General features: G+C 65.0%; 11 protein-coding genes and 2 pseudogenes. 3 read left to right on the forward strand and 10 right to left on the reverse strand.

The window, feature by feature from the left end:
* The 9 genes and pseudogenes from Q319_RS27480 to Q319_RS0120185 form a co-directional block, all read right to left on the reverse strand.
* Nucleotides 1-212: pseudogene (locus tag Q319_RS27480) on the reverse strand (IS4 family transposase); the annotation flags it as partial.
* A 339-nt stretch (nucleotides 213-551) separates the two neighbouring features.
* Nucleotides 552-1,262 (reverse strand): purine-nucleoside phosphorylase, encoded by a 711-nt coding sequence (gene deoD, locus Q319_RS0120150; RefSeq protein WP_029484228.1) that lies wholly within the window; start codon nucleotides 1,260-1,262, stop codon nucleotides 552-554.
* Between the two features lie 20 nt (nucleotides 1,263-1,282).
* Nucleotides 1,283-2,470, reverse strand: a complete 1,188-nt coding sequence (locus Q319_RS0120155) for a serine-tRNA(Ala) deacylase AlaX (protein ID WP_029484229.1) — start codon at nucleotides 2,468-2,470, stop codon at nucleotides 1,283-1,285.
* Nucleotides 2,467-3,465 (reverse strand): DsbA family protein, encoded by a 999-nt coding sequence (locus Q319_RS24935; protein WP_034416032.1) that lies wholly within the window; start codon nucleotides 3,463-3,465, stop codon nucleotides 2,467-2,469. Before Q319_RS24935 ends, Q319_RS0120155 begins: the two co-directional genes overlap by 4 nt.
* Before the next feature lie 93 nt (nucleotides 3,466-3,558).
* Complete coding sequence (locus Q319_RS0120165) at nucleotides 3,559-5,352, reverse strand: diguanylate cyclase (RefSeq protein WP_029484231.1); 1,794 nt, start codon at nucleotides 5,350-5,352, stop codon at nucleotides 3,559-3,561.
* A gap of 62 nt (nucleotides 5,353-5,414) precedes the next feature.
* Nucleotides 5,415-6,215, reverse strand: a complete 801-nt coding sequence (trpA, locus tag Q319_RS0120170) for a tryptophan synthase subunit alpha (protein WP_029484232.1) — start codon at nucleotides 6,213-6,215, stop codon at nucleotides 5,415-5,417.
* Entirely contained in the window at nucleotides 6,212-7,474 is a 1,263-nt protein-coding gene (gene trpB / locus Q319_RS0120175) for a tryptophan synthase subunit beta (protein ID WP_034416034.1), read from the reverse strand. Before trpB ends, trpA begins: the two co-directional genes overlap by 4 nt.
* A gap of 56 nt (nucleotides 7,475-7,530) precedes the next feature.
* A complete protein-coding gene (gene gluQRS / locus Q319_RS0120180; RefSeq protein ID WP_051655603.1) occupies nucleotides 7,531-8,445 on the reverse strand; it encodes a tRNA glutamyl-Q(34) synthetase GluQRS in 915 nt (304 codons plus the stop codon).
* Nucleotides 8,446-8,478: 33 nt separating this feature from the next.
* Nucleotides 8,479-9,096 carry a dihydrofolate reductase family protein gene (locus Q319_RS0120185; RefSeq protein ID WP_211252397.1) on the reverse strand — a complete coding sequence of 206 codons (618 nt, stop codon included), beginning with the start codon at nucleotides 9,094-9,096 and terminating at the stop codon, nucleotides 8,479-8,481.
* 73 nt (nucleotides 9,097-9,169) lie between these two features.
* Between Q319_RS0120185 and Q319_RS0120190 the strand changes: the two genes are divergently transcribed.
* From Q319_RS0120190 to msrA, 3 genes are all read left to right on the forward strand, one after another.
* Complete coding sequence (locus tag Q319_RS0120190) at nucleotides 9,170-9,763, forward strand: TetR/AcrR family transcriptional regulator (protein ID WP_029484236.1); 594 nt, start codon at nucleotides 9,170-9,172, stop codon at nucleotides 9,761-9,763.
* A gap of 33 nt (nucleotides 9,764-9,796) precedes the next feature.
* Nucleotides 9,797-10,549 carry a TSUP family transporter gene (locus Q319_RS0120195; RefSeq protein ID WP_029484237.1) on the forward strand — a complete coding sequence of 251 codons (753 nt, stop codon included), beginning with the start codon at nucleotides 9,797-9,799 and terminating at the stop codon, nucleotides 10,547-10,549.
* A gap of 120 nt (nucleotides 10,550-10,669) precedes the next feature.
* Complete coding sequence (gene msrA, locus Q319_RS0120200; protein WP_051655604.1) at nucleotides 10,670-11,257, forward strand: peptide-methionine (S)-S-oxide reductase MsrA; 588 nt, start codon at nucleotides 10,670-10,672, stop codon at nucleotides 11,255-11,257.
* 137 nt (nucleotides 11,258-11,394) lie between these two features.
* Here the strand turns inward: msrA and Q319_RS0120205 are convergent.
* Nucleotides 11,395-11,717: pseudogene (locus tag Q319_RS0120205) on the reverse strand (IS4 family transposase); the annotation flags it as partial.

Below are 11,717 nucleotides of genomic sequence, written 5' to 3' on the forward strand. Positions count from 1 at the left end.
AGTTCCGGTACGCTCCATTGGAGCGTATTCCACGGGAGGGCCTTTTGAAACCATCGGCGGAAGGTACGTTCGTGGAGTCCGCTGTAACGGCTGAGATTCAGGGCATTGATTCGGCCAGGAATGGCCTGCCACACCGGCATCAGGTGGAGGAAAAAACGCTGTTGGGCAGCGGGGAGATTGAGCAGGGTGAGCAGCACAGGTAAAATAGTCATTGGGTCTCCTTGGGTGTGGGCTTGAGAACCTCACCCTACCGGAGACCCGTTTTTTGGGCCACCCCTACTTTTCGTCAAAACTGTCCGAACCATTGATTGATACGGACTCCGATTGAAAGGTGTTGGAAACACCTGGAAATCCGAACGGAGTGAGCAGGAGAAAAACGGGTTCCGGGCGTGGAGCGGAGGAATCGGCGCTGTCCCGATTTCTACGCGAAACAGACGGAATCCGTATGAGCTGCAAATAGAGGAGCCAGTTGGAAGAATCGAGCTTCCAACTGGCTCCCACGATGACGCTGCAATTTATCTCAGGTCCAGAACTTATTTCAGGTCAAGAATTTATTTCAGGGCCAGGGCCGCGTCCAGCGCCACCTCGATCATCTGATCGAAGGTCTGCTGGCGCTCTTCAGACGTGGTCACCTCGTGCGTGACCAGATGATCGCTGATGGTCAGGATGGTCAGGGCGCGGACGCCGTGCTTGGCAGCCAGGGTGTACAGCCCGGCGGCCTCCATCTCCACGGCCAGGATGCCGTAGTCGGCCCAGATCTTGTACTGGTCAAAATCGTCGTGATAGAAGGTGTCGCTGCTCATGATGTTGCCGACGTGGGTGGTGAACCCGCGTTCCTGGGCGATTCTGTAGGCGTGCATCAGCAACTCGAAATCTGCGATGGGGGCAAAGGTCTTCTCGCCGAAGCGGATGCGGTTGATGTTGCTGTCGGTGCTGGCGGCCTGGGCCAGCACGATGTCGCGCACATGCACGTTTTCCTGGTAGCTGCCCGCCGTGCCGACGCGAATCAGGTTCTTGCAGCCGTAGTCGGTGATCAGTTCACTGACGTAGATCATCGAGCTGGCGATGCCCATGCCCGTGCCCTGCACGCTGACTTTCTGGCCCTTGTAGGTGCCGGTGAAGCCCAGCATACCGCGCACGTTGTTGTGCTGGACGGGGTTCTCGAAGAACGTATCGGCGATGTGCTGGGCACGGAGTGGATCGCCGGGGAGAAGCACGGTTTCGGCGATCTGGCCTTTTTCTGCGTTGAGGTGAATGCTCATGGGGACACAGGTTAGCAGGGTCAGCAGGTCTGGGTGGAGGTCAGCGCCGCCCGAACAGCGGCCAGAAATCCCCCTGGCTCCAGCGTGCTGCCCTGGGCCAGTTCAGGCCGCCCGCCGCCCTTGCCGCCCGTGACGGCCAGCGCCGCCCGCAGCAGCTCGCCCGCATGAACCTCAGGCCGTGCGCTGGCGATGCCGCAGCGTCCACCCTCACTCAAGGCCACACGCACCTCTCCGGTGGGAACGCCACTCAGAACGGGCAGAAGAAGGGCCGGATCGTCCAGCTCCAGCCAGCGCAGACCCTGGATGTCGGGCGGCGTAGCTTCTACCAGCACGCGGCCCAACTTTTCTCTCAGTTGAGTCGCCTCCGCTTTCGAGTCTGCAAGGTCCGCGCGCAACGCCTCCACCCGTTCCGTCAGCCGATCTGGCGGCACGCTGAAGGTCTGGGCCAGCGCACGGGAGTCGCGGTAGATGCCGCCCAGATATTCCCCCGCCTCTTCGCCTGCCATGAAGACCACGCGGGTCACGCCGCCCCGGATGCGCTCGGCTCGCAGAATCACCACCGGGGCCGCCAGACTGGCCTGCGGAACGTGGGTGCCGCCGCAGGCGCTGACGTCGAAGGACTGGTCGTTCTCGCCTCTGAAGATGACCAGCCGCACCTGCCCACGCACCTTCGTTTCGCGGCGCAACGGGTAATCTGCCAGCTCTGCTTCAGAAACGGTGGGCGTGTCCAGCGTCAGGGTTTGGCGGGCCAGCGTTTCCCGCAGCAGTGTCTCGGCGGCGCGCACGTCGGTCTCCGTGGGATCGCCACGTAAATCGAGGGTGCATTCGGGGTGGGTCATGTTGACTGCGTCCACCGCGAAGGCCGGATTGATCCGCACGAAGCACTGCGCCAGCAGGTGTTCGCCGCTGTGCCGCGCCATGTGCCGCCAGCGCCGCGCAGCGTCCACCTCGCCCGTGATCGGCGTGCCGACTGCCGGAGGGGTGCCGTCCAGTTTGTGCCAGATCAACCCCGTCGCCTTGTCCTTGCGGGTGTCCACGACGCCCGCTTCTCCCCCGTCCCAGCGCAGCAGGCCGTGATCGGCGCTCTGCCCGCCGCCCGCCGGGTAAAAGGCGGTGGCGTCCAGCGCGACTTCCGAAGCACTGACGGCCTGAACGCTGGCCGTAAACGAGAGTGCCGCCGAATCCTGATGGTAAAGGGGCCGGGTCAAGGCTTACTCACCTCTACCGCGCGGGTGAATTTGATCAGTTCCAGCAGGGCCGCTGCGTCGTAGGGGTCCCCCGCCTGATATGGGCCGACAAAGACGCTGGGGGTGCTGTTCAGGCCCAGCCGCCGCGCCTCGGCCAGTCCGGCGTCCACCGCTGCCTTGCCGCCGCGCCTGGACAGGCAGCTTTTGAAGGTGTCGGCCCTCAGCCGTGTGTCTGCCGCCAGGGCGGTGAAGACCGGGGCCGGATCGCCCCCCGCCAGCCACGACTGATCGCGGAACAGCGCGTCCTTGTAGGCCCAGAATTTGCCCTGCTGGGCGGCGCATTCGCTGGCCTCGGCGGCGGGGCGGGCAAAGGGATGAATGGATTCGAGGGGAAACTGATGGAACTCCACGCGCACGTCGTCGGGCAGGGCGCGCAGCAGCGCGGGCAGGGTCTGGCTCTCGAACTGGCGGCAGTAGGGGCACTGAAAGTCGCTGTAGACGCGCAGCACCACGCTCCCCTTCCCAGACTTTTTAGCGGGCAGGGCGTTGGTGGTGGGCGCAAACGTTCCGTCGGCCACGCGGTCCAGGCTCAGGTTCACGGTCAACCGTTTGCCGTCGGTTTTCAGGCCAATGGCGAAGGGGTCTGCGCTGATAGTCAGGCCCTTCGGAAGCTGCCCCACCACGTCCTCCCGCTTCAGAAACTCCAGCATCGGCCCGGCCAGCCCGGACCCGAAGCCGCTCAGCACACCCGTCAGTTCTGCCGCTCTTGCCACCGCCCCGTCCGAATTGACCACCATGATCTTCGCCGCCGTCAGGTAGCCGCCCTTGCTCTGAAGCACGGCGCTGGAGCCGTCGGCAAAGGTCAGCAGGCCCGCCGCACCCTGCTTTGCAGTGACCAGGGCCGGACTTCTCAGGAACGGGGCGAGGGGCTGGCCCACCTGCGCCCCGGCGCTGCCCAGGACGCCTCCCAGCAACAGCGAGGCCAGCAGCGTTGAAGACTTGATTTGGACGGTCATGCCGACATGGTAGGGGACAGAAGCGGGGCGCGTCGTCCAGATTCGTCAGGTTGAAGGCGGGAGACATGCAGTCCCGGCGGCTCAGGCGCTCACTCAGGCGGGCAACAGGGCCGACCACGCTCCAGGATTCAGCGGCTGAGAGGCCACCGCGCGGTTGCGGCCCTGACGTTTGGCGCTGTACAGGGCCTCGTCGGCGGCGCGGACCAGCGCGCCAGGGGTGGACAGCGGGGCAACGTACCCGGCCACGCCCAGCGACACCGTGATTTGCCCCAGCGAGATGCCCGCATAGTTCAGGGTCCAGCCCGCGATCTCGGCGCGCAAGCGTTCGGCCAGGGCGGTGGCCGCCGCCAGATCGTAACCGGGCAGCAGCAGCGAGAATTCCTCGCCGCCGGGCCGGGCCGGGGTGCTGCCGGGGGGGGCCAGGTCACGCAGCAGGGTGCTCAGGCGCACCAGGGCAGCGTCCCCGGCGTCGTGGCCAAAGGTGTCATTCAGGCGCTTGAAGTGATCCACGTCCAGCGCGATCAACGACAGGGGCTGAGCGCTGGCGGTGGCGTGGGCGGTCTGGGTGTCCAGCTCGTCTTCCAGGCGGCGGCGGTTGAACAGGCCAGTCAGCGGATCGCGGATTGCTTGCTGAAGCAGGCGGTCTTGCAACCTCAGTCCGGCCAGCGCCAGCGACACCTGCCGCACGATACCGGGCAACAGGGCGAGCAGATCGGCGGGCAACTCCGCACCCTCAATCTCCGGGCGCAGCCGCATGATGCCCAGCGTATCGCCGTGCGAGAACAGCGGCACGCAGGTGTAGGTGCCCCCTGGGCCGCCCAGGCAGGCCGGAGCCAAACGGTCCGTCCCCGGCGTCACGGCCTCGCCCCGGCGCAGCGCCCAGCAGCCGTCCGGCGGGGTGGCCGCTCCTGTCTCGCCGCCCCAGACCGCCAGCGGCAGCAGCAGATTGCGCGAGGCGTTGTGCTGGAGCAGCGTGCCGCGCGTGCCAGGGAGCAGTTCCGGCAAAGCGCATTCCAGAATCCGCGCGCCTTCCTCCAGGCTGCGGGCGGCCTGCATCCAGTCTCCGAAGTCGCCCAGGCGGCGCATCCACTCGTTGCGGGCGGCCAGGGTGTCGGCGTGGGTCAGGGCCAGCCCCTGCGCCAGTTCCATTCCCTCACTCATGTGATTGAAGGCCCCCGACAGCGTCTGAATCTCGGTGGGGCCGCGCGTTTCCACCCGCACCCCGGATTCGCCGTCGGTCAGGCGCTGGGCGGCGGCGGTGAAACGGCCAAAACTGCTGGAAATCCTCCGCGCGCTGACCAGCGTGGAGACAATGCTGGCCAGCAGCGCAACGCCCCCCACGCCGTACAGCGTCAGCCGCAGCCGCCGCAACTGCGCCGAGGCCGCCGCGTCCAGTTCCATGAGCCGCGCTGTTTTCTCGGCGCGGTAGGCCGCCACCTCTGTGCGGATCGCGTCCAGAATCTTCTTGCCCGCGCCCGTCCTGACCAGTGCGCCCGCCTCGGCCTCGCTGCGCTGGCGGGCGGCGATTTCAGGCAGGGCCACCTCGGTCTGCCAGCGGTCAATCAGGGTACGGACGCGGCCCAGGTGCTGACCCCCACCGCTTGTCCCGCCCAGGATGGCCAGTTCGGTGGGCAGGGCCGTGCGGGCGGCCTGATAGGGTTCCAGAAAGGCGGGCTGCCCGGCGATGACATAGCCCCGCAAACCTGTTTCCATATCCACCACATGCTGCATGACCTGGCCGATGCCCGTCAGGCTGGCGCGGGTCTGGGCCGCCTGTTCAGTGGCCTGCACGCGGGCGTCCAGTGTCCCCGAGAGCAGCACGAAGGCGGCCACCAGCAAGATCCAGAAGGGGAGCTGGGACAGCAGGAGCAGGCGGCGCAGGGTCATTCTGCCGCCTACTTTAAAAAGGTGGAACGTGCGGTGTTCTTACAGCCTCAGAAGATTGAGACTCAGCGCATGCAGCCGTCTGCCAGACTCTTTGCCAGCGCTGGCACATCCTGGCCCTCGCGCACCGCGTTGATGAAGGCGCTGCCCACCACCACGCCGTCGGCCAGATTCGCGACCTGATGCGCGGTCTGCGCGTCCTTGACGCCGAAGCCCACGGCAATCGGCACATCGGTGTGCTGCCGGGCCAGTTCCAGCATGGCGGGAACCTCGCCCAGCGCCGTGCCTTCCCGCGCCCCGGTCACGCCGGTCACACTGACGGCATACAGAAAGCCCGTGCAGGCTTCGGCCACCAGCTTGATGCGCTCCGGCGTGCTGGTGGGCGCGATCAGAAAGGTGACGGCAATGCCGTGTTCAGCGGCCAGATCAGCGATTTCCAGGTCCTGATCCGGCGGCAGGTCCGGGAGGATCAGCCCGTCCACCCCGGCCTCCTGCGCCAGCTCCATGAATTTGCGCGGGCCGACGGCGTAGATGGGATTCACATAGGTCATGATCACGATGGGCTTGTCATGACGGGTCCGCAGTTCCTTGACCAGTTCAATGGTGCGGCGCGTGCTGGTGCCGTCTGCCAGCGCCTGCTCACTGGCCCGCTGGATGGTGGGGCCGTCACCCAGCGGATCGCTGTAGGGCAGCCCCACTTCCAGCAGATCAGCGCGGGCCAGCAGATCGTCGGCCAGCGCAGGAAAGGCGGCGGCGCTGGGATACCCGGCGGTCATGAAGGGGATGAAGGCGGCACGGCCCTCGGCTTTCGCCTTCTCAAACGCGGCACGAATCCGGGCCACACCCTTAGATTGAACAGCGGTCATGCCAGCACCTCCTGACGCTCGGCATTGATCGGGGCATCCTCCGCCTTCGCCAGCAGACGCATCACCTCGGCCACATCCTTGTCGCCGCGCCCGGACAGGTTGATCACGATGATCTGATCCGGGGACATGGTGGGGGCCAACTGGACAGCGTGATAGATGGCGTGCGCGCTTTCCAATGCAGGAATGATGCCTTCCAGACGGGTCAGCAGTTGCAGTCCTTCCATCGCCTGCGCGTCGGTCACAGGGACGTATTCGGCCACGCCCGTCTCGCTGTACAGGCAGTGTTCGGGGCCGATGCCGGGGTAATCCAGGCCCGCGCTGATGCTGTGTGGCGGGGTGATCTGGCCCTCGTGGTCATGCAGCAGGTACATCATCGCGCCGTGCAACACGCCGACCCGGCCCCCGGCCACAGAAGCGGCGTGGCGGCCCGTCTCCACACCCTCGCCTGCCGCCTCGGTGCCGATCAGGCGGGGGCGCTGGTCTTCGGGCAGATACGCATAGGGCGCGAAGATGCCGATGGCGTTGCTGCCGCCGCCCACGCAGGCGATGATGACGTCGGGCACTTCACGGCCCTCCAGTTCCTTGAGCTGCCACTTGGTTTCCTCGCCGATCACGGACTGGAAATCGCGCACCATCGCCGGGTAGGGGTGCGGTCCCACCACGCTGCCCAGAATGTAAAAGGTGTCGCGCACGTTGGTCACCCAGTCGCGGATGGCCTCGTTGGTGGCGTCCTTGAGGGTGCCGGTGCCGCTGGTCACGGGAATGACCTCCGCGCCCAGCAGCTTCATGCGGAACACGTTCAGTTCCTGGCGGCGAATGTCTTCCTCGCCCATGTAGACCACACAGTCCAGGCCCAGCAGGGCGGCAGCAGTGGCACTGGCGACGCCGTGCTGTCCGGCCCCGGTTTCGGCGATCACGCGCTTCTTGCCCATCCGCACGGCCAGCAGCGCCTGCGCCAGACAGTTGTTGATCTTGTGCGCCCCGGTATAGTTCTGGTCCTCACGCTTCAGGTAAATCTTCGCGCCGCCCGCGTGTTCGGTCAGGCGCGAGGCCAGATACAGCCCGCTGGGACGGCCCACGAAATCGCGCAGCAGGCGTTCCAGCTCATTCAGAAAGGCAGGATCGGTCTTGGCCTCGCGGTAGGCGGCTTCCAGGTTGTCCAGGGCGGGAATCAGGGTTTCGGGAACGTAGCGCCCGCCGAAGCGGCCAAAGCGCCCGCGCTCGTCCGGCTGTGGATAGCTGGGGAGGGTCAAGGTCATGGCATCAGCGTAGGATTCTGCCAACGGGACAATGACGAGAAACTTAGACAACCTGTCTAAGTTTGTGACAACGATTTCATTGGGTGAAAAAGACCAGACTCGCGCCAGAGCGGAATGAGGTCTGCCGCGCCGATCTCGTCTGGGACGGCGTTAAAGGGTAGCCAGTCCAGGCTCCGCACCAGCTCGGAGAGGACTTTTTCCGGCGATTCGCCCGCTTCTCGCAGGGCCATCACAGGGGGCGCACCGTCCCGCTTGGCTAGACGCTCGCCCCGGAAATCCGTCATCAGCGGGACATGCAGATAACGCGGCGTCGGAACTCCCAGCGCCCCCTGCAAGGCCACCTGTCGCGGCGTGGCCGTCCACAGGTCTATGCCGCGCAGAATGTCGGTCACGCCCATGTCGGCGTCATCCACCACCACGGCCAGGTGATAGGCAAATACACCGTCGTTGCGCTGCAAAACGAAGTCACCCACCTCCGAGTGCAGATGCTGGCAGAGGGTTTCCCCAGTCAACCCATCGGAGACGCAGACCACTTCATCGGGTACGCGCCAGCGCCGGGCAGCGGGACGGCCAGTATTACTTCCAGAGCGGCAGATGCCCGGATATACGTCCTCCTCCCCGTGCGGCGCTCCGGCGCTGGCCTGGATGACGGCGGCAATTTCCTTGCGGGTACAGGTGCATGGGTAGATGTCTAGGCGGGCCAGCGCCCCGGCGTACAGTTCCAGCCGCTCGGATTGCAGGTATTCCGCGTCCCAGTTCAGTCCCAGCCATTCCAGATCGCGACGCGTGGCGTCGTAGGCCCAGTTTCGCACGCGGCCCTTATCCAGGTCTTCAAAGCGCAGGATGTGGCGTCCCCCATAGGCTCGGGTATGCAGCCACGCCAGCAGCGCCGTGCGGGCGTTGCCCAGATGCATGGCCCCGGTGGGACTGGGGGCGAAGCGGCCCACCATCGGCGGGGCGGAGGCGGTCATGGGCTTGAGGCTAGCGCAGGCCACAGAAGAATGTCATTCCTGAACGGACTTTTCCCGCGCCCGGTAGTGCAACAACACCACGCCCCCCGGAAGCGGCTGGGCCTTCAGCAGATCAAAACGGTTCAGGCCAGTGCTGCGGCCCGCTGGACTGCGGCCAAATAGAGAGATCCCCTGACCAATCACCACCGGATTGAGTTTGAGAATCACCTCGTCAATCTCCGGCAGCAGTTGGGCGGCCAGCTCTCCCCCGCCGCAGAGCCAGATGTCACGTCCAGTCTGCTCGGCTTTCAGGGACTGCACCGCAGCGATGGGAGAACCCGGAAGCACTGTCACCGCCGGGTCATCCGAGGGCGGCAACTGGCGACTGAACACGTACTGCCGCAGATGGGCGTAGGGGCTGACGATGCCCAGCCGCAGGGCCGGGTCATAGGTTCTGCGGCCCATGATCACGGTGTTAAAATGCTGACCCGCCGCGTAAATTCCCAGCGCCGTTCGGGCATGGGTAGGGAAGGCTTCGGGAAACGTTGCCGCCAGTTCGGCCAGATATGCCCCGCCCGTTTCAAAAAAATCGGTGTTGCCGTCGCCCCTGGCGATACAGCCGTCCAGCGTGCAGGCGATGAAATACACCAGTTTGCGCTTTGCCTCCAGCACCTCAACCTCCCTAACCACTACAGATGTAGTTCTAAAGTACCACAGGCGTAGTGGTCAGTGCTAGCCTGCGGGTATGGCTCAGAATCTGGCGCGGCGGGAGAATCTGGCAGACGCGGGGCTGCGGGTGCTGGCAGCCCTCGGCGCACGTGGCCTGACCCACCGGGCAGTAGACCGGGAAGCAGGCGTGCCGCTGGGAACCACTGCCAATTACTTCAACAGCCGCGACGCCCTGCTGGGGGCGCTGGGAGGGCGCATCTTTGAGCGGCTGGCCCCCGCTCCAGAAGTCTTCCAGAACGTCGGCACCGCGCCGCCCACGCTGAAGCTGGCCATGACATACATCCAGGACATCGTGGCCCGCACCACCCGCCACCCGGAACTGACGCTGGCCCTGTTTGAGCTGCGCCTGGAAGCCGCACGCCGCCCGGAACTAGCGCAACTCATGACCGCCACGCTGGAGCGCAACTTTGCACTGGACACGCAGTTTTACCTTCAGGCCCGCTTGCCCGGCGGCGCACGCGAGGTGACGCTCCTGCACTACGCCATTGACGGTCTGCTGCTGGACCTGCTGACCGTTTCCATCAATGGCCGCCGCGACACGGACGAAATGGTGCAGGAACTGGTTCACCGGATTCTGGGAACAGCGGAGGCAGATCAACCCGCTTCCTGATCCTGGACATTTCTACCTGCTACATTTCCCCTCGTGCCCGGTCCTGAAGTCCTCCTGTACGGCCTCCCGCTGGCCTTTCTGGCCGGATTCATAGACGCGGTGGCCGGGGGCGGCGGCACCATCACGCTGCCCACGCTGTTTTTCATGGGGCTTTCGCCCGCGCAGGTGGTGGCGACCAACAAACTGATGGCGATTTTCGGGTCCGCCAGCGCCACTGTGCAGTACTGGCGCAAGGGCCATGTGGATCTGGCGCTGATCGTGCGCCTCGTGCCGCTGGCCCTGATCGGCAGCGCGTTTGGCGCGTATCTGGTGCGCTTCGTCAACCCGGACGCCTTCCGCACGCTGATCGGCGTGGTCATTCTGGCGGTGGGCGCACTGGTGCTGGTCAACAAGCGCTTTGGCCTGGAGGACCATTACCCCGGCCTGACCGCCCGCACGCTGGCCCTGACGCTGCCCGGCGCATTCATCATCGGCATCTACGACGGCTTCCTCGGCCCCGGCACTGGCACGTTTCTGATGTTTCTGTTCGCACTGACGGGCTTCAATCTGGTAGGGGCGAGTGGCAATGCGCGGGCCATCAATTTCGCCACCAATCTGGGCGCGTTCATCTTCTTTTTCATCGGCGGGAAAATGGTGTTCTGGATCGGCCTGCCGATGGGCATCGCCAACGCACTGGGCGCAACCGTGGGCGCACGCATGGCGATGTTGCGCGGCAGCGCCTTCGTGAAGTGGATTTACGGCGGCATCGTGCTGGTGGTGGCGGCGCGGCTGTTTCTGGGAAGCTGAAAAGAGGCCCACGCGCATCGCCTTCTCCTTATCAACATTCCTACAGCATCAACGTTCCCTAAACACTCAACCGTGCCTTGTGGCGCGCTTCGGGTGTATGCGCCGCGCCAGAATGGAAGCATGACTGACGCCACCCAGACCCCAACCAGTGAAATTCCATCCCCCGCCACCTCTAGTCCGCAGCAGGCCATCCTGGCGGGCGGCTGCTTCTGGTGTACCGAGGCCGTGATGCAGATGGTGCGCGGCGTGACCAAGATTGAGAGCGGCTACATCGGCGGCGACACCCCGCACCCCGACTACCGCAGCGTGTGCAGCGGCACCACCGGCCACGCCGAGGCCGTGCGCGTGACCTTTGACCCGCAGGTGGTGAGCTACAAGGACCTGCTGGGCCTGTTCTTCGCCACCCACGATCCCACCTCGCTGAACCGCCAGGGCGCGGACGCCGGAACCCAGTACCGCAGCGCCGTGTTTCCCCATACCCCCGAGCAGGAGCGACAGACCCGCGAGGTCATGGCCGATCTGGACGCGCAGGACGTGTTCGGCAAGCCCATCGTGACCAGCGTGGAACCCGCCACCGAATTCCATGTGGCCGAGGACTACCACCAGAACTACTACGCCGACAACTCGCGCCAGCCGTACTGCGTGGCCGTGATCGCCCCCAAGGTGGCCAAACTCCGCAAGCACTACGCCGAGAAGCTGAACGCCTGAGCCTCGGCAGGACAGAACTCCAGCATTAAAGAAGGCTGAGGCACGCATGGACGCGCCTCAGCCTTCTTTTTGAAAGCTGCCTAAACTGTTCCGCATGGAATCCATCTGGACAATGGTTCGGACAGTTTTGACCACCCTCAAGCCGCTTTGACCCCCAAATCCAGCGGCCTGGACGGATGTTTTCCTAATTCGGCAAATCGTGCCTGGAGACCTAGATTGCTCAGTATTCGCCACGCAAAGAGCCGGTTGAAGGCCCGCCGCTTGATGTCTTCGTAGGAAAACACCAGTGAAGTGGCCGGGCGACCCTGGAGGCCAGCGGCCTCCAGCAGCACTTCTGCCCGTCCCAGACTGAGCGCGAAGAACGCAGTATTCCAATGGTTCTCCAGAGCCTGCGTCTGACGAAGCTGGCAGGTGGTCAGCCCTGCAAACTGTTTTGCATCGCGGAACACGAACTCCAACT

Origin of the sequence: Deinococcus marmoris DSM 12784, assembly GCF_000701405.1 — a bacterium.
Classification (GTDB): Bacteria; Deinococcota; Deinococci; order Deinococcales; family Deinococcaceae; genus Deinococcus; species Deinococcus marmoris.